General features: G+C 46.0%; 29 protein-coding genes. All 29 read left to right on the top strand.

What is annotated here, in order from left to right:
- The first annotated feature begins 103 nt into the window (after positions 1-103).
- The 29 genes from dprA to flhB all read left to right on the top strand — a co-directional run bounded on the left by dprA (position 104) and on the right by flhB (position 26053).
- On the top strand, positions 104-1222 hold the full coding sequence (gene dprA, locus M3630_RS04075; protein WP_251251299.1) for a DNA-processing protein DprA: 1119 nt from the start codon (positions 104-106) through the stop codon (positions 1220-1222).
- A gap of 106 nt (positions 1223-1328) precedes the next feature.
- Entirely contained in the window at positions 1329-3407 is a 2079-nt protein-coding gene (gene topA / locus M3630_RS04070; RefSeq protein WP_251251298.1) for a type I DNA topoisomerase, read from the top strand.
- A 39-nt stretch (positions 3408-3446) separates the two neighbouring features.
- On the top strand, positions 3447-4760 hold the full coding sequence (gene trmFO, locus M3630_RS04065; protein ID WP_056488428.1) for an FADH(2)-oxidizing methylenetetrahydrofolate--tRNA-(uracil(54)-C(5))-methyltransferase TrmFO: 1314 nt from the start codon (positions 3447-3449) through the stop codon (positions 4758-4760).
- Between the two features lie 61 nt (positions 4761-4821).
- A complete protein-coding gene (gene xerC, locus M3630_RS04060) occupies positions 4822-5763 on the top strand; it encodes a tyrosine recombinase XerC (RefSeq protein WP_173608022.1) in 942 nt (313 codons plus the stop codon).
- 15 nt (positions 5764-5778) lie between these two features.
- The gene (gene hslV, locus M3630_RS04055; RefSeq protein ID WP_015891764.1) at positions 5779-6321 is read left to right on the top strand and encodes an ATP-dependent protease subunit HslV; all 543 of its coding nucleotides are present in this window, start codon (positions 5779-5781) and stop codon (positions 6319-6321) included.
- A 20-nt stretch (positions 6322-6341) separates the two neighbouring features.
- A complete protein-coding gene (hslU, locus tag M3630_RS04050) occupies positions 6342-7739 on the top strand; it encodes an ATP-dependent protease ATPase subunit HslU (protein WP_304502563.1) in 1398 nt (465 codons plus the stop codon).
- A gap of 40 nt (positions 7740-7779) precedes the next feature.
- Positions 7780-8559: a GTP-sensing pleiotropic transcriptional regulator CodY gene (codY, locus tag M3630_RS04045; protein WP_016743316.1), complete on the top strand. Its 780-nt coding sequence runs from the start codon at positions 7780-7782 to the stop codon at positions 8557-8559.
- 373 nt (positions 8560-8932) lie between these two features.
- Positions 8933-9343, top strand: coding sequence for a flagellar basal body rod protein FlgB (gene flgB / locus M3630_RS04040; RefSeq protein ID WP_173608021.1), 411 nt, complete (start codon positions 8933-8935; stop codon positions 9341-9343).
- A gap of 2 nt (positions 9344-9345) precedes the next feature.
- The gene (gene flgC, locus M3630_RS04035) at positions 9346-9804 is read left to right on the top strand and encodes a flagellar basal body rod protein FlgC (RefSeq protein ID WP_106653452.1); all 459 of its coding nucleotides are present in this window, start codon (positions 9346-9348) and stop codon (positions 9802-9804) included.
- Between the two features lie 18 nt (positions 9805-9822).
- Positions 9823-10119, top strand: coding sequence for a flagellar hook-basal body complex protein FliE (gene fliE, locus M3630_RS04030; RefSeq protein WP_088908111.1), 297 nt, complete (start codon positions 9823-9825; stop codon positions 10117-10119).
- Between the two features lie 30 nt (positions 10120-10149).
- The gene (gene fliF, locus M3630_RS04025) at positions 10150-11739 is read left to right on the top strand and encodes a flagellar basal-body MS-ring/collar protein FliF (protein WP_251251297.1); all 1590 of its coding nucleotides are present in this window, start codon (positions 10150-10152) and stop codon (positions 11737-11739) included.
- Positions 11740-11751: 12 nt separating this feature from the next.
- Positions 11752-12765: a flagellar motor switch protein FliG gene (gene fliG, locus M3630_RS04020; protein WP_007719331.1), complete on the top strand. Its 1014-nt coding sequence runs from the start codon at positions 11752-11754 to the stop codon at positions 12763-12765.
- Complete coding sequence (fliH, locus tag M3630_RS04015) at positions 12749-13567, top strand: flagellar assembly protein FliH (RefSeq protein ID WP_173608019.1); 819 nt, start codon at positions 12749-12751, stop codon at positions 13565-13567. The genes fliG and fliH overlap by 17 nt, the downstream gene beginning before the upstream one ends.
- The gene (gene fliI, locus M3630_RS04010; RefSeq protein ID WP_173608018.1) at positions 13564-14883 is read left to right on the top strand and encodes a flagellar protein export ATPase FliI; all 1320 of its coding nucleotides are present in this window, start codon (positions 13564-13566) and stop codon (positions 14881-14883) included. Before fliH ends, fliI begins: the two co-directional genes overlap by 4 nt.
- 1 nt (position 14884) lies before the next feature.
- Positions 14885-15331, top strand: coding sequence for a flagellar export protein FliJ (gene fliJ / locus M3630_RS04005; RefSeq protein WP_173608017.1), 447 nt, complete (start codon positions 14885-14887; stop codon positions 15329-15331).
- A 12-nt stretch (positions 15332-15343) separates the two neighbouring features.
- Entirely contained in the window at positions 15344-16252 is a 909-nt protein-coding gene (locus M3630_RS04000; RefSeq protein ID WP_173608016.1) for a MotE family protein, read from the top strand.
- 63 nt (positions 16253-16315) lie between these two features.
- Complete coding sequence (locus tag M3630_RS03995; RefSeq protein WP_251251296.1) at positions 16316-17539, top strand: flagellar hook-length control protein FliK; 1224 nt, start codon at positions 16316-16318, stop codon at positions 17537-17539.
- A 24-nt stretch (positions 17540-17563) separates the two neighbouring features.
- Positions 17564-17959, top strand: a complete 396-nt coding sequence (locus M3630_RS03990) for a TIGR02530 family flagellar biosynthesis protein (RefSeq protein WP_047067910.1) — start codon at positions 17564-17566, stop codon at positions 17957-17959.
- Between the two features lie 101 nt (positions 17960-18060).
- Positions 18061-18879 carry a flagellar basal body rod protein FlgG gene (flgG, locus tag M3630_RS03985; RefSeq protein ID WP_251251295.1) on the top strand — a complete coding sequence of 273 codons (819 nt, stop codon included), beginning with the start codon at positions 18061-18063 and terminating at the stop codon, positions 18877-18879.
- A 69-nt stretch (positions 18880-18948) separates the two neighbouring features.
- Complete coding sequence (locus M3630_RS03980) at positions 18949-19170, top strand: flagellar FlbD family protein (protein ID WP_106781039.1); 222 nt, start codon at positions 18949-18951, stop codon at positions 19168-19170.
- A 15-nt stretch (positions 19171-19185) separates the two neighbouring features.
- On the top strand, positions 19186-19641 hold the full coding sequence (locus M3630_RS03975) for a flagellar basal body-associated FliL family protein (protein ID WP_106781037.1): 456 nt from the start codon (positions 19186-19188) through the stop codon (positions 19639-19641).
- A gap of 39 nt (positions 19642-19680) precedes the next feature.
- Positions 19681-20676, top strand: coding sequence for a flagellar motor switch protein FliM (gene fliM / locus M3630_RS03970; protein ID WP_172140508.1), 996 nt, complete (start codon positions 19681-19683; stop codon positions 20674-20676).
- Positions 20669-22036 carry a flagellar motor switch phosphatase FliY gene (gene fliY / locus M3630_RS03965; RefSeq protein ID WP_251251294.1) on the top strand — a complete coding sequence of 456 codons (1368 nt, stop codon included), beginning with the start codon at positions 20669-20671 and terminating at the stop codon, positions 22034-22036. The genes fliM and fliY overlap by 8 nt, the downstream gene beginning before the upstream one ends.
- A 36-nt stretch (positions 22037-22072) precedes the next feature.
- Complete coding sequence (locus tag M3630_RS03960) at positions 22073-22435, top strand: response regulator (protein WP_007719294.1); 363 nt, start codon at positions 22073-22075, stop codon at positions 22433-22435.
- Positions 22435-23115, top strand: a complete 681-nt coding sequence (locus tag M3630_RS03955) for a flagellar biosynthetic protein FliO (protein WP_251251293.1) — start codon at positions 22435-22437, stop codon at positions 23113-23115. The genes M3630_RS03960 and M3630_RS03955 overlap by 1 nt, the downstream gene beginning before the upstream one ends.
- Complete coding sequence (fliP, locus tag M3630_RS03950; protein ID WP_088908099.1) at positions 23112-23873, top strand: flagellar type III secretion system pore protein FliP; 762 nt, start codon at positions 23112-23114, stop codon at positions 23871-23873. Before M3630_RS03955 ends, fliP begins: the two co-directional genes overlap by 4 nt.
- Before the next feature lie 30 nt (positions 23874-23903).
- Positions 23904-24173, top strand: a complete 270-nt coding sequence (gene fliQ, locus M3630_RS03945) for a flagellar biosynthesis protein FliQ (RefSeq protein ID WP_007719290.1) — start codon at positions 23904-23906, stop codon at positions 24171-24173.
- 3 nt (positions 24174-24176) lie between these two features.
- A complete protein-coding gene (fliR, locus tag M3630_RS03940) occupies positions 24177-24959 on the top strand; it encodes a flagellar biosynthetic protein FliR (protein ID WP_173608009.1) in 783 nt (260 codons plus the stop codon).
- Positions 24956-26053, top strand: a complete 1098-nt coding sequence (gene flhB, locus M3630_RS03935) for a flagellar biosynthesis protein FlhB (protein ID WP_251251292.1) — start codon at positions 24956-24958, stop codon at positions 26051-26053. The genes fliR and flhB overlap by 4 nt, the downstream gene beginning before the upstream one ends.
- Positions 26054-26056: the final 3 nt, after the last annotated feature.

The raw sequence follows: 26056 nt of genomic DNA, 5'->3' as shown, positions 1-26056 counted from the left end.
TGTCCACTTTTTTATTTTTGAAGCAGCCTCTTTCTTTCGATAGAATAACATTCAAATGCTGTCCGCTGTGACAATTGTGGTCGGGATGAAGGAGGATTTTGGTGTGGAAAAGGCGAAGCTCGACGAGAGAGACTGGTTGTATGTGTTAACGATGATCTCGGGTTTGGGAAGAAAGAAAATCCGAGAGATGTTTGAAATCACAGGTTCTTTTCAGATTGCCATCGAAAATTGGCAGGAACTGGCTCGTGAGCTCAGATTGACTCCTTTGATCACTGGGCAGGTTCACAAGCAAAGCAATGAAGCTTCAGCTATGGCATTATTGGAAAAGCGTGAGGAAGAGGGAACGCGCTTTTTATGTCCTTTGGACGATGCTTATCCTGTTTCGCTCCGCAATATTCCCGATTCTCCGTTGACGTTGTTTTATCGTGGCGATCACACATTATTGGATAAATTGTCGATTGGCGTCGTTGGTTCGCGCAAACCGACACCATATGGAAGAGCGAGCTGTAGCTTTTTTGTCCGAGAGCTGGTACAAGCAGGTCTTGTCATTGTCTCTGGGGTAGCATATGGAATTGATGCAGAGGCTCACCAAGCTACCTTGAAAGCAGGTGGTAAGACTATAGGCGTACTCGGTTGCGGAATGAATCATGTTTATCCTTCTCGACATCGAGAGCTTTATCGTGAAATTGAATCTTTTGGCCTACTCCTCAGCGAATATCCTCCACATATTCCCCCTGTTTCTGGATTATTTCCAGAGAGAAATCGCATCATAAGTGGACTTTCTATCGGTGTATTAGTGGTGGAAGCAGCAGAAAAAAGCGGATCGTTGATTACGGCAGACTGTGCACTTGAGCAGGGCAAGGAAGTTTTTGCAATTCCTGGACCGATTTTTTCATTGATGAGTGCGGGGCCGCATAACTTGATCAAACAAGGTGCAAAGTTAGTAACGTGCAGTAGCGATATATGGGAGGAAATCAAGCATCATCTTCCCGAAGCAGAGCAGATGCAGCAGGTGGAAAAAAGCAAGGCAACCGATGATGTTCCCTTATCTAATGAAGAAAAAGCGATTGTGGAAGCCGTAACCTATGATGGGATTCATCTGGATGAGTTAATGAGCAGCTTAGAAAAAGACCAACGCAGGATGCTGCATCAGCTGGTCATTCGCTTGGAAGCAAAAGGAGCCATCGTGGCACTTCCTGGCGGTTATTTTGCACGGCGATAGCATATCCGCTAGCTTTTTGGCAATGCCTAGAGGCACAAGTGTTTGACAAACCGGATGAGGGTATTTAATAATAGGGAAGATTCCTTACTAAAAGGGGAGGAAAAAAATGGCTGATACGCTAGTAATCGTAGAATCCCCTACGAAGGCCAAAACCATTGGAAAATACCTGGGTAGTAAATATATCGTGAAAGCGTCTATCGGGCATGTGCGCGATTTGCCGAAAAGTCAAATGGGTGTAGACGTTGAACATAATTTTGAACCCAAATACATAACCATTCGCGGCAAAGGCGATGTATTGAAGGGCTTAAAAGATGCCGCTAAAAAAGTAAAAAAAGTATATCTCGCAGCCGACCCGGATCGCGAAGGGGAGGCAATTGCTTGGCATTTGGCACAATACTTGGGGCTCGATTTGAATCAGCCACTTCGTGTGGTGTTTAATGAGATTACCAAAGATGCTATCAAAGAAGCGTTCAAGCATCCACGACACATAAATATGGACTTGGTAAATGCTCAACAGGCACGTCGCATTCTCGACAGACTCGTGGGGTACAATATCAGTCCAATTTTATGGAAAAAGGTTCGAAAAGGCTTGAGTGCCGGACGTGTACAATCGGTTGCGGTAAAGCTTATCATGGATCGTGAGCGTGAGATCCAAGAGTTTATCCCGGAAGAGTATTGGACGATTGCAAGTACATTGATTAGCGACGGTAAAGAAATTAACGCGAAATTCTATGGTTATGGCGATGAAAAGGTGGAACTTCATTCGGAAGATGATGTAGCAGCGGTATTAAAACGAATGAAGAACAAACCATACGTGGTACAAAAGGTAACGAAACGTGAGCGTAAGCGCAACCCTGCACCTCCTTTTATCACGAGCTCTTTACAGCAAGAGGCAGCGCGTAAGCTGAACTTCCGCACGTCTAAGACCATGCGGATTGCTCAGGAGCTCTATGAGGGGATCGACGTTGGCAATAAAGAAGGCGCAGTTGGTTTGATTACCTATATGCGTACAGACTCTACTCGCCTATCTGTAACGGCGCAGAACGAAGCAAGGGAATACATACTTGAGAAATATGGTCCAGACTATGTGTTAACTGAGCCACGCAATCAAGTGAAAAACGAGAATGCTCAAGATGCTCACGAAGCGATTCGTCCAACAGGTGTGATGCGTACACCGGATGAAATCAAGGAATACTTGTCGAGAGATCAGTTGCGCTTGTATCGATTAATCTGGGAGCGTTTCCTTGCCAGTCAAATGTCATCTGCTGTTCTTGATACGATGAGCGTAGATATTGACGCAGGTGGAGTTACCTTCAGAGCAACAGGATCAAAAGTGAAGTTCCCTGGATTTATGAAGGTATATATTGAAGGAAACGATGATGGTGCAGAAGAAGAGAGCTTCCTTCCACCTATTGAAGAAGGACAAATCCTCGAACAAAAAGAAATCGAGCCGAGTCAGCACTTTACACAGCCACCACCTCGATTCTCCGAAGCACGCATGCTTAAAACGATGGAAGAGATGGGGATTGGACGCCCGTCTACCTATGCGCCTACATTAGAAACCATTCAAAAGCGTGGCTACGTGTCATTAGAGGAGAAAAGGTTTGTCCCGACCGAGTTGGGCGAGATTGTGATCACTCTTGTCGAAGAGTTCTTCCCGGAAATTCTCAACGTAGAATTCACTGCCCATATGGAATCGGGCTTGGATAACATCGAAGCAGGAACCACCAATTGGGTGCAAGTGCTGGACGATTTTTATCAAGACTTTGCAAAGCGCGTAGTTGTTGCAGAAGAAGAAATGAAAGAAGTAGAGCTGAAAGTCGAAGAATCGGATGAATCATGTGAGCTTTGCGGCCGTGTGATGGTTTATAAGCTTGGTCGATTTGGCAAGTTTTTAGCTTGTTCCGGATTCCCGGATTGCCGTAATACGAAGCCGATTGTAAAAGAAATCGGCGTAAAATGTCCGCAGTGTGAAACCGGAGAGATTATTGAACGTAAATCTAAGAAGAGTCGTATTTTTTACGGCTGCAATCAATATCCGGAATGCGATTTTGTATCGTGGGACAAACCGATTGCCAGACCTTGTCCAAAATGCTCCAGCATGCTCGTGGAGAAAAAGCGCAAAAAGCAAGGAGTTAGCATTGTTTGCACCAAGTGTGATTATCAAGAAGAGGCAGACTCCTAGACAGCCTGATTCGATTTTGTAGTTTGGAGGATTAACAGCATGTCACAACCAACAATTACAGTAGTGGGCGCTGGTCTCGCTGGTAGTGAGGCAGCATGGCAAATCGCGCAGGCGGGTGTAAAAGTAAAGCTGTATGAGATGAGACCGAAGACACAAACGCCTGCACACCATACCGATAAATTTGCAGAGTTGGTATGCAGTAATTCATTGCGTGCTAACACGTTAACGAATGCAGTGGGTGTATTAAAAGAAGAAATGCGTCGACTGAACTCTGTCATTATCGATGCGGCAGATCGTTGCGCGGTTCCAGCTGGAGGCGCGCTTGCCGTAGACAGACACGAGTTCGCGGCTCATGTTACAGATGCCGTTCGAAATCATCCATTGGTGGAGGTCATTTCGGATGAAATTACCGAAATTCCGGATGGGATTGTCGTAATTGCGACGGGGCCACTTACTTCTCCAGCTTTGTCTACAAAGTTAAAAGAGCTGACGGGTGAAGAGTATCTGTACTTCTATGATGCAGCAGCGCCCATTATCGAAAAAGACTCGATTGATATGAACAAGGTATTCGTTGCTTCCAGATATGATAAGGGTGAAGCAGCTTATCTGAACTGCCCGATGACTGAAGAGGAGTTCAATCGCTTCTATGATGCGCTGATCTCTGCGGAAACAGTTCCATTGAAGGAATTTGAAAAGGAAATCTTCTTCGAAGGTTGCATGCCGATTGAAGTATTGGCAAAGCGTGGTCACAAGACCATGACATTTGGTCCCATGAAGCCAGTAGGTTTGGTTGATCCGCGGACGGGCAAAAAGTCTTATGCGGTTGTACAGCTTCGTCAGGACAATAGTGCTGCCACATTGTATAACATCGTAGGTTTCCAGACCCATCTGAAATGGCCGGATCAAAAAAGAGTCTTTTCACTCATTCCTGGGTTGGAAAACTGCGAAATCGTTCGTTATGGTGTGATGCATCGCAACACCTTTATCAACTCGCCAAAACTGTTGAAGCCTACGTATCAGTATAAAGACCGGGAAACACTTTTCTTTGCTGGTCAAATGACTGGTGTCGAAGGATATGTAGAGTCGGCAGCATCTGGTTTGCTTGCGGGGATAAATGCAGCACGACTCGCAAAAGGGGAAGAATTGATCGAGCTCCCGCCAGAAACAATTATGGGCAGTATGGCTCGTTATATTACAACGGCAGATCCAAAGCATTTCCAACCGATGAACGCAAACTTCGGGCTTGTACCGGAATGGCCAGAACGAATCCGAGACAAGCGGTTGAAAAATGAAAAGCTCGCTGAGCGAGCGCTAGATACAATTCAGAATTTTACACAAGAACGACACAATTAACATTGATATCCGATTTTCGTCTGTGTTACTATATAGGTGCTTCGAGGAGGGTGCATCCCGTATGGACATTTCGCAACAAAATTCTGCGGATATTGAGATGTTTACCCGCTATTTGCGAGTTGAAAAAAACGCCTCTCCTCATACGGTGAAGCAGTATGTGGCAGATATCAGCGAATTTGTCTCCTTTATGGAACAGCACCAAATCACCGTATTTGCTGCTGTTTCTTATTTGCATGGTCGCTCCTTTCTCGCGCAATTGGCTGGCAGGGGGCTTTCCCGGCGAAGTATTGCCCGCAAGCTATCCAGCTTGCGTAGCTTGTACCGATTTCTGTTGCGTGAAGGTCAACTGGAACAGAACCCATTTCAACTAGTCTCCACTCCCAAAATGGAGAAGAAACTTCCTTCCTTTTTATATCCGCAAGAAGTTCAAGCTTTTTTCGATCTGCCTGATACAACCACTCCATTGGGAATTCGTGATCGGCTGATTTTTGAACTGTTGTATGCTAGCGGCATGCGCGTTACGGAGCTCACCACTTTATCTGTGAGTGATGTGAATCCGAGCATGGGAGTCGCCTTGGTTTATGGAAAAGGAGCGAAAGAACGATATGTGCCGGTTGGAAGTTATGCCTGCGACGTTCTTCGGCAATACCTAGAATATGGAAGAGAAAAACTGTTGGCTGGAAAAGTAGAACACGGCAATTTGCTGGTTAACTATCGGGGAGAACCGTTATCCGACCGCAGTGTTCGGCGGATTGTAGACAAATACGTAGAAACGTACGCTCTTCAATTGCGGGTTTCACCACATACCTTTCGTCATACGTTTGCGACCCATATGTTGAATGGCGGTGCTGATCTGCGTACCGTGCAAGAATTATTGGGACACGTTAATGTATCGACGACACAGGTGTACACGCATGTGACCAAAGAGCGACTTCGGCATGTATATGACACCGCTCACCCACGAGCAAACCCGGGCAATACAGGTTCCGCCAATCGGACATAACGGGAGGAATCAGTGATGGAACAGTTTCACGCAACAACCATATTTGCTGTACAGCACAATGGGTCTGTAGCGATGGCCGGAGATGGTCAGGTTACTTTTGGCAACAGCATGGTAATGAAGCACGGTGCCAAAAAAGTAAGACGTCTATATCGCGGCGAAGTTTTAGCAGGATTCGCTGGCTCTGTTGCTGATGCCATTACGCTTTTTGAGAAGTTTGAAGGAAAGCTGGAGGAGTACCACGGCAATCTGCAGCGAGCTGCTGTAGAGCTGGCGAAAGAGTGGCGCATGGATAAAATTTTGCGTCGTTTGGAAGCAATGATGATTGTTGCCAATAAAGAGCATTTGCTGCTTATTTCTGGAAATGGTGAAATCATTGAGCCTGATGACGGGATTCTTGCAATTGGTTCTGGCGGTAGCTTTGCCCTTGCAGCAGGTCGTGCATTGAAAACATATGCGCCTCACCTCGGCGCACGTGAAATTGCGGAAGCATCGCTTCGTACCGCTGCTGAAATTTGCGTGTTCACAAACAACAATCTTGTTGTGGATGAGTTGAATTGAGCGAAAGGGAGGAACCTACTGTGCTGAATCTTGAGCAATTAACCCCGCGTAAGATCGTAGAGCATTTGGATAAATACATTGTCGGGCAGGCACAAGCCAAGAAAGCCATTGCTGTGGCGCTTCGCAACCGCTATCGTCGCAGTCGTTTGCCAGAGCAAATGATTGAAGAGGTTGTTCCAAAAAACATCTTGATGATCGGACCTACTGGTGTTGGAAAAACGGAAATTGCACGTCGGATTGCAAAACTGACTGGTGCTCCTTTTATTAAAGTAGAAGCAACGAAGTTTACGGAAGTCGGTTATGTAGGACGAGACGTAGAATCGATGGTTCGTGATCTGGTGGAAGCTTCTATCCGTACGGTCAAACAAGAAAAAGTAGAGTCGGTGAAAGAGAAAGCCGAGAAGCTTGCTAATGAAGCGATTGTGAACGTACTTGTTCCATCTCGCAAGCAGGCGAACTCATTCAAAAATCCGTTGGAGATGTTCTTCGGTGGACAGCAGCAACAGCAGCAGGATACCTCTGATCAAGAAGAAGTGTCGATTCAGCAGCAACGCCGGCAAGTCATGTGGCAATTGACGAATGGTCAGTTAGAAGAGCAAATGATTGAGATTGAAGTCGAAGATCAATCACCTTCGATGTTTGACATGTTCCAGGTTCCGGGTACAGAACAAATGGGGATGCAAATGCAAGATATGCTCGGTAGCCTGATGCCTAAGCGGATGAAGAAACGAAAATTGCGAATAAAAGATGCCCGAAAGGTATTAATTCAGCAGGAAGCGCAAAAACTGGTGGATATGGACGAAGTCACGCAGGAGTCAATTCGTCGAGCTGAACAACACGGGATTATCTTCATTGACGAAATTGATAAGATTGCGGGTAAGGATGGGCGTGGCCCGGATGTATCCCGTGAAGGGGTCCAGCGTGATATTTTACCGATTGTGGAAGGCTCAACAGTCATGACCAAGTATGGTCCTGTCAAAACAGATTATGTTCTGTTTATTGCAGCTGGTGCTTTTCACATGGCAAAACCATCAGATTTAATTCCTGAATTGCAAGGTCGTTTTCCGATTCGGGTGGAGTTGACTAGCTTGCGCGTTGAAGATTTTGTCCGAATTCTGACAGAGCCTAAAAATGCGTTGCTTAAGCAGTACGTGGCCCTCTTGGAAACAGAAGGTGTGCGTGTTGACTTTACCCCCGAAGCCATTCAGGAACTCGCTCGCCTCGCTGCTGAGGTCAATCAGAGCACAGATAACATTGGTGCTAGACGATTGCACACCATATTGGAGAAGCTCCTGGAGGATCTCTCTTTTGAAGCCCCAGAAATTCACCTAGAAGTTGTACAGATTACCCCCGATTACGTTAATCAGAAATTAGGTACAATCGCGGGGAACAAAGACTTGAGTCAATATATTTTATAAACATTGGATAGGCAGCACATATAATTAGGAGGAAATACAGATGGATCTACTGTCAAAAACAAGAAGAATTAACCGCATGTTGCAAAAATCCGCGGGTCATGCCGTGAACTTCAATGAAATGTCTCAAGTTTTGAGTGACGTGATTGAAGCAAACACTTATGTGGTAAGCCGCAAAGGAAAACTTCTCGGCTTTGCGATTCATCAAGAAATGGATAACAGCCGTATGCGCAAAATGCTGGAAGAGCGCCGTTTTCCAGAAGAATACAGCATGGGGTTGCTAAAAGTAGACGAAACATCTGCGAACCTGGATGTAGATAGCCCATACACGATTTTCCCTGTTGAAATGAAAGAAGTATTCCGCACAGGTTGGACGACGCTTGTTCCAATTATGGGTGGAGGGGATCGTCTCGGTACGTTGATTTTGGGTCGTATTAACGATCAATTTGTCGATGACGACCTGATTCTTGCAGAAGTAGGGGCAACGGTAGTAGGCATGGAAATCTTGCGTGAGCGTTCTGAAGCAATCGAAGAAGAAGCACGCAGCAAAGCGGTTGTACAAATGGCAATTGGTTCCCTCTCCTATAGTGAGTTGGAAGCAGTTGAACATATTTTTGAAGAACTCGAAGGCAAAGAAGGCTTGCTCGTAGCCTCCAAAATCGCGGATCGCGTAGGAATTACTCGCTCTGTTATTGTAAACGCGCTCCGTAAGCTGGAGAGTGCGGGTGTTATCGAATCCCGTTCCCTGGGGATGAAAGGTACCTTCATTAAAGTGTTGAATGAAAAGCTGTTGCCTGAGCTTGAGAAGCTCAAAACTTCGTAATTTACCTTGTCAAAAGTTACAAGAAAGTAAACAAAAAGGTGTAGCAACTCAAGTTGCTGCACCTTTTCTCATGGGACTTTAGTCCTAGTTATTGCAAAAAACGACACATTATTACCATAAAATATATATTGATTTTTTATGCATGCCTCGACATTTGCAATGGTTTGAATATGGTTTCCTTGTAAAATGCAGTAAAAAAACAGGAAAGATAAGGGATTTAGTCCCATTGAATCATTTTGAAAAACGTCATGAAAAGGGGCTTTTTTGTCCAAATTGATTTTGCTATGATTGAATCGTATTAGGGTGTCGAAAATACAGGAAATATAGGTGGTTTTAGGGAAAAGAATTGACTCATATTGGGGGAGAAGGAAAAATGCTGGATAGTTACCATCTGCAGGTCTTGGAGAGATCACTGGACGCTGCAACATTGCGACATAGAACGATCGCAAACAACCTTGCCAACATAGACACCCCTCAATTCAAAAGTCAACAAGTCATCTTCGAGAGCTTTTTGCAAGATGAGTTGAACGCAAGAGCGGGAAACGGCAAGTTAGAAGCGTATCGGACCAATCAAAGACACCTCCCGTTTGGAAATGCAGGTGTTGCAGTCCCACAGGTTGTGTCCAATCCGAATAACTTCATTCAGAACAGTGGCAATGATGTTGACTTGGAATCAGAAACAACAGAATTGGCCAAAAACCAAATTTGGTACAGCGGTTTAACGCAATTGACAGCAGGACATTTTCAAAAACTACGCAGTGTAATTGAGGGTGGAGGTAAATAAAGATGAGCTTGTTTCAGGGAATTAACACAAGTGCTTCTGCCTTAACAGCTAACCGCTTGCGATTGGATACGATTGCTTCCAATATTGCGAATGCGGAAACCACTCGAGCGAACTTCGTAGATGGCGCCTGGCAGCCATATAGGAGGAAAATGGTGGAGTTGTCACCTCAAACAAATGGAACATTTGATAACTTCCTGCAAGCTGCGGTAGGGACGGTCTCAGGAAGTCGGGGTGGACAAGGTGTGAAGGTCACAGCGATTCAAGAAGACAATACTCCGTTTAAGCGAGTATTTGATCCATCTCATCCAGATGCAGATCAAGATGGGTATCTCTTGATGCCGAATGTCGACCCGATGAAAGAGATGGTGGACATGATCTCCGCATCAAGATCATACGAAGCCAACGTGACAGCATTGAATGCTTCCAAATCGATGATGCTAAAAGCATTGGAAATCAAGTAAGGCGGGTGACAGTAAGGAATGGAAATGAGTGCAATCTCCCAACTAACGCCAATTCGTACACCGAGTGTGAACAAGCCAACCCCAGCTGAAGTTTCCCAAGAATTCTCATCGTTTCTATCGGATGCCATGAATAAAGTGAATCAGGCGCAAGTAGAATCGTCGAATCTTGCCGACAGGTTTGCAGCGGGAGAAATTACCGACTTGCACCAATTGACTGTTGCAGGTCAAAAAGCTTCCGTGATGCTACAAATGACCATGCAGGTCAGGAACAAGATGATTGAGTCTTATCAAGAAATCATGCGCATGTCGATTTGATCGTTGTTGGTATCCTTTGAGAGGTGAAACATGAACGAACGTTTAGCAGTATACAAAGACCAGATTACGTCAAAATGGAACCAATTTTCCAAGAAACAAAAATGGATGATTCTCGGTATTTCGCTCTTCCTCTTGATTTCTCTAGGTCTATACATATACATCGCTTCTCAGCCGGTGTACAAACCACTTTACAACCAAAGATTAAGTGAACAGGAAATCGGGACTATCAAGCAAGAGTTGGAAGCTTCACAAATCCCATACCGTATCACGGGGAATGGTACAAGTATCGAGGTTCCAGAAAAAATGGCACAAGATGTCATTGTCGATTTGGCTGCACAAGGTATTCCGAGCCAAGCAGGAATTAATGCGGAAATATTCTCCAGTACTCTAGGAGTTACAGATCGCCAATTTGATGTCATGAAGAAAGAGGCTTTACAACAAGAGCTACGCAAGATGCTGGAACGTGTAAAAGGTGTACGCTCCGCACAAGTGATGATTACGTTGCCGCAGGAAAGCGTTTGGGTAACGGAGACTCCGGATACAGCAACGGCTTCCGTTATCGTCGATGTAGAACCTGGAACAACGCTTGATCAAAAGCAAATTAACTCGCTTTACCTGCTTGTTTCCCGAAGCGTTCCCAAATTGCCGATGGAAGCGATTGCGATTACAGACCAGTATTCCAATCCACTGGAACGTTCCGAAGGCAATGAAAACGAAGGAACATTGAGTAGCTTTAAGCAACAGGAAACAATCAAAGCAGATGTTGAAAAGAAAATTCAACAAAACCTGTACAACTTGTTGGGTACAATCATGGGACGCGATAAAGTCATCGTACATACGTTCATCAAAATGAACTTTGACAAAGAAAATCGCGTAGAGAACATCGTCGAGGCACCTGACAAAGAGAATAACGAAGGACTTATCATTTCTTCTCAAAAATTATCAAAAGCCTTTTCTGGACAAGGCCAACCTCCGGGGGGAATTGCAGGAACCAATAACAATGCAGTTACGAACTACCCGGGAGCTAACCCACAAGGAAGTAACAGTCAATACGAAGAGTTGAATGATACGATTAACCGTGAAGTAAATCGCATCACACGAAATGTTACATCAAGCCCGTACAAGATCGAAGACATCACAATCAACGTTGGGGTAGAACCGCCAGCTGGTGGAACGCTGGATGCGGCTACACTCGAGAGCATTAAACAAGTGTTGCGCAATGTTGTTCGTGTCACATTAAGTGAACAGGCTTCTGATTTGACGGATACTGAGTTGGACAAGCATATTTCTGTACTCCCTCGTCAGTTCTCAGGAAAAGCTGAGATTGAGGATTCCAGTGCACTAAGTCCTGCTGTTCTTTGGACAGTTGGTGGTATTGCAGTCTTGGCACTTGCTGCTGTTGCCTTCCTCGTTTATCGCAGACGCAGTCAAGCGAAGCAACAACAAGAAGAAGAGGAATTGCCAGACTTGCTGACACCGTTAAACGCGGCCGAAATACCAGACTTGATTTACCAAGAAGATGGAGACCAGGTAGTGGTCAGAAAGCAACTTGAAAAATTGGCGCGAAGCAAACCAGATGAGTTTGTTGTTCTGCTTCGTACATGGTTAGCAGAAGATTAAGGAGTGAATGGTATGGCTCGCGGCGCTAAAGAGTTGTCAGGACGACAAAAAGCAGCTATCCTCCTCATCTCACTCGGGCCGGAAGTTTCTGCCCAAGTGTTCAAGCATTTGCGTGAGGATGAGATCGAGCAACTGACATTAGAAATCGCCAATGTGCGAAAAGTGGATACGGATGAAAAAGATAAAATTTTATCTGAATTTCACCAGATAGCAGTTGCCAAAGAGGTAATTGCACAAGGCGGGATTACATACGCCAAAGAAATCTTGCAAAAAGCTTTGGGTGAGACCAAAGCGATGGATATTATCAATCGCTTGACGGCAAACCTTCAAGTTCGACCATTTGACTTTGCTAGAAAGGCTGACCCAGGTCAAATCCTAAACTTTATCCAAAATGAGCATCCGCAGACGATAGCCCTGGTGCTTTCTTATCTGGAGGCTCAACAAGCTGCCATGATCCTGTCGGCACTTCCACAAGAACGTCAAGCGGAGGTTGCAAAACGTATTGCGACTATGGACAGTACTTCACCGGAAGTAATCGCCCAAGTAGAACAGGTATTGGAGCAAAAGCTCTCTGCCACTGTTACCCAAGATTACACGCAGGCAGGCGGGATAGAAGCGATCGTGGCTGTACTCAACGGTGTCGATCGTGGAACCGAACGCACGATTCTGGATTCCCTCGAAATTCAAGATCCAGAGTTGGCAGAAGAAATCAAGAAGCGTATGTTCGTCTTCGAGGATATTGCTACACTCGACAACCGTTCGATTCAGCGCGTTATCCGCGACGTGGAAAATGCCGATCTGCAACTTTCCCTCAAGGTATCCAGCGAAGAAGTTCGGGAAGTTATTTTCCGGAACATGTCCAAGCGGATGGCGGATACCTTCAAAGAAGAAATGGAGTTTATGGGCCCAGTTCGCCTTCGCGACGTCGAAGAGGCACAATCTCGTATCGTTGCAATTATCCGTCGCTTAGAGGAGGCTGGTGAGATCATCATCGCCCGCGGTGGAGGAGATGATATCATTGTCTAGGATTATCAAAAGCGCCAATTATCGGCCTTCTGAGGAATCTTTTCTTCTCTCGGTAACGCCTGTACCACTTAAGACGGAGGAAGTTGCCGAAAGGTTGCAAGAAAATCAAGAAATTTTTAATCAAGCTGAGATCGAGGCGAAAACGATCATCTCAGATGCAGAAGAAACCGCACAAAACATCTTGCAGCAAGCTGCGGAGCAAGCAGAGCAGGTAAGACAAGAGACGCTTGCTCAGATGGAAGAATGGTGGGAACAAAAGCGTCAGGAAGCCGCTCAACTTTTTCAGCAAGTGCAGGAGCAGGCTATGACGGAAGGGCAAGAGGCCGGTTTCGAAGCGGGGAAACGTGAGGCGTACGAGGAGCAAACAGATACACTCAGCCAAGCAAAAACCATTCTGGAACAAGCGTTTGCCGAGAAAAAACAAATTATCGCTGAGGCGGAGCCCTTTCTAGTGGAACTCAGCATAGAAATTGCCAAAAAAATCATTGGACAGGAATTGCAACAGCATCCCGAGCAGGTCCTGGAAATGACCAAAAAAGCACTCCGTCGCTCCCGTGTTCATGGCGAGATTACGGTGTGCGTCAACCATAAGTACTTCGATTATGTGCTCGAGCATCGTGCTGGTTTTCTGGAATTGTTAGATGGACAGGCAGAGCTCTCCATTTACCCTGACTATACAGTACAAGACGGTGGATGCGTCATCCGTACCGCTTTGGGAAGTGTCGATGCCCGCATCGATACACAAATGGAGGAGATTAAGCAGGCACTGCTTACGATTGCCAGAGGAAGTGAGGCTCCATGAGCATCCTAGATCTCTCGAAGTACAAGCACATGCTGCATGGCTTAGATCCGATGCGCGTGAATGGCAAAGTGACACAGGTCGTTGGACTCACCATTGAGTCGCAAGGGCCAGAAGTGAAATTAGGCGAGATATGCCATCTATATCCGGCTAACACAAAGGAACCGATCATCGCAGAAGTGGTTGGATTTCGCGAAAATAAAGTGCTGTTAATGCCATTAGGCGAATTGACCGAAATTGGTCCAGGTTGTGACGTCGTCGCGACAGGACGGTCGCTAGATGTAAAAGTTGGACCTGAAATATTGGGTTCGATCCTCGATGGCCTTGGGCGGCCCTATCAAGGTTCACTGCCATTTGGACTGACGTCCTATCCTACCAACAATATGCCGCCAAATCCTATCCTTCGACCGCGCATTCAAGAACCATTGAGTGTGGGAGTGAGAGCGATAGACGGACTCCTTACCATCGGGAAAGGTCAGCGGGTCGGCATTTTCGCTGGATCGGGGGTAGGGAAAAGTACATTGATGGGAATGATTGCCCGAAATACGACGGCAGATATCAATGTGATTGGTCTCATTGGAGAACGTGGCCGTGAAGTCATGGAGTTTATCGAGCGCGATCTTGGGGAAGAAGGACTAAAGCGGTCTGTTGTTGTCGTAGCTACTTCCGATCAACCTGCCATGATTCGAATCAAGGGAGCGATGATTGCGACTTCCATAGCGGAATATTTCCGCGATCGTGGAATGAATGTCATGCTCATGATGGATTCTGTCACGCGCTTTGCCATGGCACAACGTGAAGTAGGCTTGGCAATCGGTGAACCTCCGGCTACGCGTGGTTATACGCCATCGGTGTTTGCGATGCTGCCAAAGCTGATGGAGCGTGCAGGAACAGCGGATAAGGGAAGTATTACGGCCTTTTATACCGTATTGGTTGACTCTGACGACATGAACGATCCGATTGCGGATGCGGCGCGGGGGATTTTGGACGGTCACATCGTTCTTGACCGGAAAATTGCTCACAAAGGTCATTTTCCTGCCATTGATGTGATGGCGAGTGTAAGTCGTGTCATGAATGAAATCGTCGATAGTAACCATTTGGATGCTGCTCGTCAGCTGAAAAAACATTTGGCTACGTATCGTGAAGCGGAGGACCTCATAAACATTGGGGCGTACAAGCCGGGAAGCAATCGGGAAATCGATGCAGCCATTCGCTATCGTGATATCATTTCTGGTTTTACGGCACAAGGAACGCATGAACCGTCTACTTTGCAGGGTGCTATCCAAGCGTTGACAGCTCATTTCGGAGGAGTGAACTAACGTGCGTGTGTTTCAGTTTCATCTCCAAAAGGTTCTTGATTTAAAGGAAAAAGAAAAAGAACAAGCAGAGTGGGCTTTCGGAAAGTCCATCCAGCGTAAAAACGAAGAAGAGTGGAAGCTTTCTCAACTAACCGAGCATCATGACGAGATGACGATGAAGCTCCAGGAAGTACAGATGCAGACATGCAGTGCTGCGCAGCTCATTTCCATTACGCAATATCAGCAATCTGTTGCGAAATCCATTCAGAATCAGCAACGTACCTTGCATGGTTGTGAACAGGATGTGGAACGCTGTCAGTCACGATTGACGGAACGTATGAAAGAGTCCCAACTATGGCAACGCCTTCGGGAAAAGTCGCTCCACCAATTTCTGGACGACCAGAAGCAAAGAGAGCAAAAAGAGTTGGATGAGATCGGTACGCAGCTCTATCTTCGCCGAAGCTACTGAGGGAGGTTCCAAATGGAAGAAATCCAAGAAGAACGGGAATACGGCAGGTGGGAATGGTTCTTTTATATGATTGTCATTCCTGCTCTGTTTGCCAGCCTCCTTGGCGGTGTGCTCCTGAGCTTGCTCGGAGTAAACGTGTTAGGGACTGTTCTCCACTGGGCTAACTCCATACCGTACGTGGAAAAATTAGTCCCGGACGACTATGCAGCAACTCCCGGCTCAGAAGAACAACCTGACATGGACAAACAAGTGGCAACCCTACAGCAAGATCAAGCAAAAAACCAGCAGCAGATTACCACTTTAAAAGAAGAGTCAGCAAAGAAAGATGCCACGATTGCGGCACTGGAAAAACAAATCGATGATGTAAACAAGGCAATGGAAGACAAGCGCGCAACTGAGGAAGAGCGTCAGAAGCAGTTTACAGATTTGGCGAAAGTGTACACAACCATGTCTCCAAAGAATGCTGCGGCCATCATTGAAAATTTAAAACTGCAAGAGTCAGTTGCCGTCATGACGAAAATGAAGCCTGCACAACAGGCAGACATTTTGGCCAAGATGGAACCAAAGAAAGCTGCCGATATTTCCATCTTGTTAAAAGATTCAGTAGTGAACAAAGATGATGACATTGCTGCTCTGCAACAACGAGTTGATGTTCTGACTAAGGCGTTGAGCAATACGCGTGAGGGGTCTGAGTCGAACGAGGAACTAATGAAGACATTTACTCAATTGCCGCCTGCTGATGCTGCTGCTATCATTCGTTCACTCATGGATACTAACAGAGGTCAAGCTATTGCCTTAATGAAAGACTTGCCTGCGGATAAACGGGCACAAACTCTCTCAGCGATCGCCAATGACGACAAGAAACAGAAAGAACCAGATAATCTGGCGGCTCGCATTACAGCAGAGTTGCTTCGAAAATAGAATGAGCAATCATCTGTTTTCGTTCTTATAAGCAACAAATATCAAATGGAGGAGGTGAACGAGATGAATGTGGCCAATTTGACCCCTGCAGTAGGATCAGCAGGATCTGTTACAACAACCCCTACCGTTAATGCAGGTGGAACTGGTCTAGGTCAAATGTTTTCCATGCAATTGATTCAGGTGTTGGATCAGGTGGGGAACCCAGAAGAGACAATGGTGGATCCAGAGGGTTTAAGTGAAGAGGACATGCTCGCATTAGCTGATCTCATGGCATTATTTGCCCAACTGCTTGGCTCTGGTCAAACTGCGCAAGACGAATTACCGCCTGACGCCCAAGAAAAATTTGCAACTGCAATGGAACAACTATTGGGTAAAGCGCAAGGGAATGCTGGTCAAGTGAGTGAGGATTTAAAGCAGCTTCTAGCTAACCTGAAAAAAGGGGAAGCAACTCCAAACGAACTAGACAAGCTGGCAGCTCTTCTCGAATCCCTGAAGAATCAAAAAGGAAATGCTGAGGAGTCAAAACGAAGTGGACTGAACTTGCGATCCGATGTGATGGCAAACATGAACACAACCCAACAGGACACGTTTAAGACGATTTCTCCACTGCGGTTGAATCAAGGACTCTCGGCTTACAAGCTAGAGGCAGGGATTCAATCCCAAACAGTACAGTCTACCCTTCAAAGCAGCCTTTTGAATCAAGAGGGCAATGCAGAAGAGGGCGTGCTGAATGGAAATGGTCAGACACCGATTATTGCTTCATCTAATACACAGACACAATCTGTACAGACCTTTCAGCAACAGTCTGTTCCAACACATCACGTGAACGCCAACCAACTGACACAGCAAGTCACACAGCTTTTCGTGTCCAAGATGCAGTTGACCCAACATAATGGCGTACATGAGGCAAGGCTGATTCTGAATCCACAATCTTTGGGCCAAGTAGATGTAACGATTACTTCCCAAAATGGAGTGATTACAGCACAGTTCCATGCTGAAACACAGGCTGGAAAGGATATGCTGGACAATCAGCTTCCACAGCTTCGAGCTGCTTTGACCCAACAAGGCTTGCAGGTTGATCGCTTGGAGGTAAACCAACAGCAGGATACAGCTTTTAACTTCCAACAGCAGCGTGAACAAGCACGACAGCAACAAGAGAATCGAAAACAGCAAGATAAAGACGAGCAAGAATTTGCTCTCGATGCCCTGGTAGACAGTAATGAATCATCAGAAGTGCTATGGAATCGATTGCGGGAAACGGCTCGCGGCATTGACGACATCGTCTAGGATTGGATATAAGGAGGAAGCGCCATGAACCATTTTCGTGTGGGGCAACCCTATTTTCCTCCGAAAACGAATCACGTCGCAAAAGCTACTACCCAAACCGCTCCGGGAAACAACACGTTATTTCAGCAGTATTTGACGGAATCGATTGGCGCTGCCACCAAGGCGGAGCCACTTAGTTTTAGTCAACATGCCGTCAATCGCTTGCAGGAGCGGGGCATTACGCTAGAGCGACAACAAATGGAGCGTTTGGAATCCGCTGTGCAAAAAGCAGCTGCCAAAGGCGCCAGAGAGTCTCTCATTATGATGGATAATGTGGCCTACGTCGTGAGCATCGTAAATCGGAAAATTATTACCGCTGTAGACGATGGCAGCATGAAAGACAACGTATTTACTAACATTGACAGTGCCATATTCGTGTAGGTGGCTGTTTACTGGGCTGGACCTCCTTTTGAGGAAGCCCATTCGGCTACCGACTGACAGAGGTAGCCGCTGTAAATGAGAAGGTAAAGGAGGAAGCAAGTATGCTTCGATCTATGTATTCAGGTATTTCAGGCTTGCGTGGATTTCAAACTAAGTTGGACGTTATTGGTAATAATATCGCGAACGTAAACACCGTGGGCTTCAAAAAGGGTCGTGTGATGTTCCAAGATATTTTGAGCCAAAATGTTCAAGGGGCTGGGGCACCTACAGCTGGTGGGAAGGGCGGAACTAACCCAACTCAGATTGGTCTAGGAGCCTCAATCGCATCCGTTGATACCGTCTTCTCTGCTGGTAGTCCAATGACAACCAACCTGCCAACAGACCTTTCTATCGAGGGCGATGGATTCTTTATGGTAAGCCCGGATGAAGGGGCAACGATCTATTATACCCGTGCAGGCAACTTTACACGTGATGCAGACGGTTACCTGGTGAACTCCCAAGGGATGAAGCTCATGAACACTGATCCAGGTGCCATTCAGATCAGCCAAAATGATGGGATTGTTTCTTACTCTATCGGAAAAGACGGAGTCATCACAACGGTGGATGAAACAGGTGCATTAGACTCTACGAATACCATTGGGATAATGACCTTCAATAACCCAGGTGGTTTGAAGAAGATTGGGAACAATCTTTACGAAAACACAGTAAACGCTGGAGCGAATGATAATGACCCCTTGACACCAGTAACGCCAGCTGATGCAAAAGTAAGCATCATCGCAGGACAACTGGAAATGTCCAACGTTGACCTTTCTGAAGAATTTACAGAAATGATCGTGGCACAACGCGGTTTCCAAGCAAACTCACGGATCATCACGACATCTGACACAGTATTGGAAGAACTGGTGAACCTGAAACGATAATTTCGTTTAACGGAAAAGCCGGGGAAGTGTTCTAAGCCTTCCCCAGCTTGATCCGGAAAGGAGCAGCCAATGATTAAGTTAACGAGGTTTAACGGCTCTACTTTTTATCTGAACATCACTCACATTGAAACTGTTGAAGGAACTCCGGATAGCGTAATTACGCTGTTCAACGACAGAAAGTACATCGTGAAGGATTCGGTGGAATCCATCGCTGAACGTGTTCAGGCTTTTTATCATAATGTTCCTCCGGCAACATCTGTACCGAAACTGCCGGGTGATTCAAATGAATAGCGGGAGGCATTAGCGATGTTTCAAAATCGATTGTTTAACATGGCTCTAATCATTATCATCGCGATATCGCTACTGGGAGTGATTTCGTTTGTTCTCTGGCAAACCTATCTCTCTCCGGCTGCGCAAACAGGCGTAACGGAAGAGCAAGAGGTGAAGCCGCTCACGGCAGAGGAAATGAAAGAGTTCTCTGTTGACACTGGCGAAATTACTACGAACTTGCTAACGAATAATTACATGATTGTACGCTTTAGCATTACGGCTGACAGTAGTGCTGCCAAAACAGAGTTGGAGCAGCGCTTGCCGCAAGTCAATCAGGTGATTATTAAAACATTGGCGGGGTTGACACCAGAAGACATAAAAGGAACTGAAGGTGTGAACAAGCTAGAAGCAAAAATCATGAATGAAATCAGCTCCCTGATGCAAGAGGGTAAGATTGTTCAAGTAGTGACAACCAAACGCGTCTTGTCATAGGAAGCGATTATGGTATACATAGCAAGGAGGTGACGACATATGGCCGAGGTTCTCTCACAGAGTGAGATTGATGCGCTGTTGGCCGCCCTATCTTCGGGCGAAATGGATGCCAACGAGCTGAAAAAGGAAGAAACTGAGCGTAAAGTCAAAGTATATGATTTCAAACGCGCCCTGCGATTCTCGAAAGATCAGATCCGTGGTTTAACGCGAATCCATGAAAACTACGCGAGGCTGTTGACTACGTATTTTTCAGCTCAGCTCCGTACCTTCGTGCAAATTACGGTTGCCTCCGTCGATCAATTGCCGTATGACGAATTTATACGTTCTATTCCCAAGATGACTATCTTGAACATCTTTGAAGCTCCTCCGCTGGAAGGACGAATGGTTTTGGAAGTAAATCCAAACATCGCCTATACCATGTTGGATCGACTTCTGGGAGGACAGGGGGCGATTCCGGAAAAAATGGGCGCCCTTACGGAAATTGAAACAACGGTGATGGAACGCGTATTCGGCAAAGCGCTGGATACTTTCCACGAGGCATGGAAGCAAATCATTGAACTGGACCCGTATCAGGAAGGCTTGGAAATGAATCCACAGTTCATGCAGATCGTCTCACCTAATGAGATTGTCGTGGTAATCTCTTTTAGTACCAAAATCGGCGATACAACAGGAATGATCAATCTCTGTTTGCCTCACGTGGTACTGGAGCCAATCATGACAAAGCTGTCTGGACAATACTGGTTCTCCAAACAGAAGAAAACGCGGGATGAAGAAGAGCGCCTGCGTGTAGAAGAGCGAGTAAAAGTTGCAAAATTGCCGATTGTTGCTGAAATGGGAACAGCTACGATTACAGTAGGAGATTTCCTACAGCTACAAAAAGGCGATGTCATTCAATTAGATCAATCGATCGACAACAAGTTGAAAGTCAAAGTGGGCGACCACTTAAAGTTCTTGGGTCAGCCAGGAACACATAAAGGAAGAGTCGCCGTACAGATTGATGAAGTCATAGAGGAGGGGGAGGAACAAAATGAGTAGAGATATGCTTTCTCAAGACGAGATTGACGCGCTGTTACGTGCGAACAACTTGGTTGAGGACGAAGAGGAAGCTGTATCGGCAGTGACCCAGGATGTTGCCGATTTTCTGTCCCCGTTTGAACAGGATGCACTCGGAGAAATTGGCAATATCTCCTTTGGGAGCGCAGCTACTGCGTTATCTACTTTGTTAAGTCAAAAGGTAGATATTACAACCCCTACTGTTTCCGTAGTCAATGTCGATGAATTGGAAAGTGAATTTCCGATTCCTCACGTGGCTGTCCACGTGGAATATACAGATGGATTCAAAGGAATTAACCTGCTCGTCATTCGCATGGAAGATGCTGCCGTTATCGCGGATCTGATGATGGGCGGAGATGGTAGACCAGCGAGCACTGAAATGTCTGAGCTTCATATCAGCGCGGTTCAGGAAGCAATGAATCAAATGATGGGCTCCGCTGCTACGTCCATGTCGACGATTTTCAACCAGTTCATCAATATTACGCCACCAGGCATCGATGTAATGGATCTAGCGCAAGGCAAGGGTGGAGACAGCTTCTCTGATGATGACAGTCCTCTGGTGAAGGTATCTTTCCGCTTAAAGGTAGGAGAACATGGCGAACTTATTGATTCCAATATTATGCAGCTTCTCCCTCTTTCCTTTGCGAAAAAGATGATTGATCGACTGGTTGGAGGTGCAGGGGATGAAGAAGCAGCAGCGGCCCTCATAGATGAGATAGAGATGCCTTCTCTGCCTGCTATGGGTCTGTCGGCTCCTTCTGTCCAGCCAAGTGCGCAAGAACAGCCACAGAGCCATGTACCGCCTGTAGCGCAGCCGTCACAGGCACAGCAACAGCCAATGTATCAGCAGCCGCCGGGCTACGCACCGCCAACGGGCTACCCAGGACAACCGCCGATGTATCCTGACGCGTATGGACAACCAATGATGCCACCTGGCTACGCTCCGTACCCAGGAATGTATCAGCAGCCTCCAATGGCTCCGCCAACACCACAGCATTTCGGAGGTCCTGCCGCTAGTCAGGCGAATGTAGTACCAGCACAATTTGCTCCGCTTGGAGGTGCTCCTATGTATACAGGAGACATACAGAATTTGAACTTGCTTCACGATATTCCATTACAAGTAACAGTTGAGTTAGGACGTACGAAAAAGCTTATTAGAGAAATCCTTGACTTGTCCGCTGGATCGATTATACAGTTGGACAAGCTGGCAGGTGAGCATGTAGACATTTTGGTGAACAACAAACTAATTGCCAAGGGCGAGGTTGTCGTCATTGATGAGAACTTTGGGGTTCGTGTTACAGACATCATCAGTCAGATAGATCGTGTTCAAAAATTACAATAAACCAATCAAGTGGGAAGCATTAGGGAGGAGCTATTCATGTCTAACAAAGTTTTAATCGTCGACGATGCAGCATTCATGCGTATGATGATCAAGGAAATTCTTTCGAAAAACGGGTACAGCGTCGTAGGGGAAGCAAGTGACGGTGCACAAGCAGTTGAAAAGTACAAAGAATTGGGACCTGATCTGGTAACCATGGATATTACCATGCCAGAGATGGATGGAATTTCTGCATTGAAAGAAATTAAAAAGTTGGATCCTAACGCGCGCGTGATCATGTGCTCTGCGATGGGACAACAAGCGATGGTAATCGATGCGATCCAGGCGGGCGCAAAAGACTTCATCGTAAAACCATTCCAGGCAGATCGCGTTCTGGAAGCGATCAAAAAGACAATGAGCTAATGATGATGATCCGGAATGCAGGGGCAAGACTCATTTTAGCCTTCAGTCTGATCCTGTTGCTTTTCGTCTCCTCCCTGCCGAGTACCGTTTTTGCGGAAGGTTCAGTAGCGGATGCGTACAACCAGGGAAAAGTGCCAACTAGCAATGCGCCCGCCGGCAGTGAACAGCCGGCGGCCATTCCGGGCAGCGGAACAGGAAGTATGATCGGGTATCTGGTTCAAGTCATTTTTTCGCTTGGCTTTATTGCACTATTGATCTTTTTATTGCTTCGTTTTCTTGGTCGACGTCAAGGGGCCGGGAGTCATGGACCGATTAAAGTGATTAGCGCTACTGCGCTTGGCAATGGCAAAACACTGCAGGTTGTTATGATCGGTGAGTCATTGTACATCGTGGGAGTAGGAGAAAACGTTCAATTGCTTCGTAGGATCGAACCGGGTGAAGAGGTAGATGTGATCTTGGCTGACGCTGAGATCAAACCGATGAAAAGCCCATTCTCGCTAGAATGGCTCCCGTTCGGTAAGAAAAAGCAGGCGGAAGAAGAAATCTTGTTTTCTTCTGACATGGACGGGAAAAGCTTTCAAGATCTGTTGCAAGGTCAATGGAACGACTTGAGAAATCGTCCAAACCAAACAGAACATTGGAAGAAAGAGCAAGCTCAGGACAGAGGGGACCAAAAATGAAATATTTTTTGCAGGTGCTGATGCTTGTCGCAGTGTTGCTATCCGTACCTGATATGGTCATGGCGGCGCCAGCGGGGACACCGCTTGTTCCGAGTATTGATTTGAAGATAGGCGGCGGAACAGGAACTCCGCAGGAGACATCGACGGCCATTCAGCTGTTACTGATTTTGACAGTATTATCTGTAGCTCCAGCGATTTTGCTTTTAATGACCAGTTTTGCGCGAATTATCATTGTCTTGTCTTTTGTGCGAAATGCATTGGCAACTCAGCAAATGCCACCGAATCAGGTATTGATTGCCCTTGCGTTATTTATGACATTTTTCATAATGGCTCCGACACTCGGACAAGTAAACGAAACAGCCGTGCAGCCATTTATGCAAGGAAAGCTAACGCAACAGCAGGCATTAGACGCAGCGGTCATACCCTTTAAGGAATTTATGGCAAAGCAGACGCGTGAAAAAGATTTAGCACTTTTTCTGGAATACACAAAAGCCGAACGACCAAAATCAATCCAAGATATTCCGTTGAATGCATTGGTACCTGCTTTTGCCATTAGTGAATTGAAGACGGCTTTTCAGATCGGCTTTATGATATTCATTCCATTTCTCGTAATTGATATGATCGTCTCCAGTATTTTGATGGGGATGGGGATGATGATGTTACCGCCGGTTATGATTTCATTGCCGTTTAAGATTTTATTGTTCATCATGGTGGACGGCTGGTATCTCATTGTGAAATCACTTTTGACCAGTTTTTAGCGACATTCCGAATGCCTCAGGAGGTAGAGCATGACACAAGAATTACTTATGCAAATTGCCCAGAGCTCTGTTTATACCATCCTGCTGATTTCGGCACCCGCACTTGGGGTCGCCTTGCTGGTCGGTTTGATGGTCAGTGTCTTTCAGGCAACGACACAAATTCAGGAGCAGACACTCGCTTTCATTCCAAAGATCGTGGCCGTATTTGTCGTGATCTTGGCTGCTGGTCCATGGATGCTTCGGGTACTGCTTGATTTTACGATGGGGATTTTCGGTAACCTTCATCGTTTTGTTGGGTAGCATATGAATCTTTTTCTGATGTATCTGCCCGTATTCTTGCTTGTTTTTGTCCGAATGAGTGCCTTTTTTGTAACGGCTCCGTTCTTTTCCATTCGTGGTGTACCGAATCAGTTTAAAATCGGTCTCGCATTTATCATTGCCGTCATTAGTTTTCAATCCTTGCCGGTACAAGGCGAGATTCCGATGGATTTGACTTTTATTCTGTATATCATGAAGGAAGCGCTTGTTGGTGTCATTCTTGGATACATATGTGAAATGATGTTTGTCGCCATTCAGGTTGCCGGCGGACTGATGGACATGCAGATGGGTCTCGCAATGGCAAACGTGATTGATCCCAAAACGGGTGCATATATCCCGATAACAGGTAACTTTAAAAACATTCTCGCTGTCCTGTACTTTTTCAGTATTGACGGACATCACATGCTGATACGAGGTGTGATAAGCAGTTACCAGGTTATACCCGTGGACATCATGTGGGCGGCTTTCGGAAGCGAAAACGTCATGATGACAGCAGTAAAAACATTTCAAACGATGTTTACGAGTGCGTTTATGATTGCTGCACCGATCGTCGTTGCATTGTTTCTGGTTGATCTCTCTCTTGGTATTATCGCCAAATCTGTCCCGCAGTTTAATATCTTTGTGGTGGGCTTGCCCATTAAACTGCTTGCCGGCTTTTTACTGCTTATTGTGGTGATGCCTGCGTTCTTGCTGACCCTGAACGGATTGTTTGGAAACATGTTCCGGGCACTTGCAGAAATGATGAAATCGCTCGGAGGATCACCATGAATCAATTGAGGCTTTCCTATCAAGTAGATCTTCAATTTTTTAATGGGGAAAAGACAGAAAAAGCTACGCCCAAGAAAAAGCAAGATGCACGAAAAAAAGGGCAAGTTGCGAAAAGTCAGGATCTTTCCCCAGCCCTATCTTTGACAGCATTTTTCTTTCTGCTAATGATGCTTGGCTCTACCATGCTAGGCACCTTTCAAGATTTGATGCGGGAGTCATTGATTACATATACCACGTGGCAAGTAAATGAAGAAAATTTAAAAGTCATCGTAATGCAGCTTGCATTTGAAGCGATAAAAATTGTAGGACCTATCTTGGGCTTGAGTTTTCTTGTCGCATTTGCGGTGAACTACATGCAGGTAGGCTGGCTAATTAGTACAGAACCCCTTCAAATGAAGCTGGAAAAGATCGATCCGATTAAAGGGGCAAAACGAATTTTTTCCTTACGCTCGCTCGTAGAGCTACTGAAATCTTTATTAAAAATAAGCGCAGGCATTTACGTCGCGTACGTCATTTTGTGGAATGCTAAGGAACAAGTTGTACAGCTTTCCTTATTGTCTCTCGGAGCAGTCTTATCGTTTACTGCCGAAGAGGTGACAAAGCTGGGAATCTATCTCGGGTTATTGCTTTTCATTCTTGCGGTCCTGGACTACGCCTATCAGCGTTATGAGCATGAAAAGAATCTGCGGATGTCCAAGCAGGATCTCAAGGACGAGCATAAGCAAGCGGAAGGTGATCCGCTCATCAAAGGGAAGATTCGTGAACGGCAAAGAAGCATGGCCATTCGCCGTATGATGCAGGAGCTTCCCAAAGCGGATGTCATTATTACGAACCCGACTCACTTTGCTGTTGCCGTTCGCTATGACGCGAGTGCGATGAGTGCACCGACGGTAATCGCCAAAGGGCAAGACTATCTAGCGTTAAAAATAAGGGAAGTAGCGAAAAAGCATCGTATCGTTACCATGGAAAACAAGCCCTTGGCCCGGGCTCTCTATAGTCAAGTTGAAGTTGGGCAACAAATTCCCGAAGAGATGTTTAAAGCGGTCGCGGAAGTTCTCGCGTACGTCTACAAGCTGCAAGGGAAAGTGAAATAAATG

This window comes from Brevibacillus sp. MER 51 (genome assembly GCF_023714195.1).
Lineage (GTDB): Bacteria > Bacillota > Bacilli > Brevibacillales > Brevibacillaceae > Brevibacillus.
The sequence above is the reverse complement of the archived record's forward strand: the minus strand, read 5'-3'. Positions and strand labels throughout refer to the sequence as shown.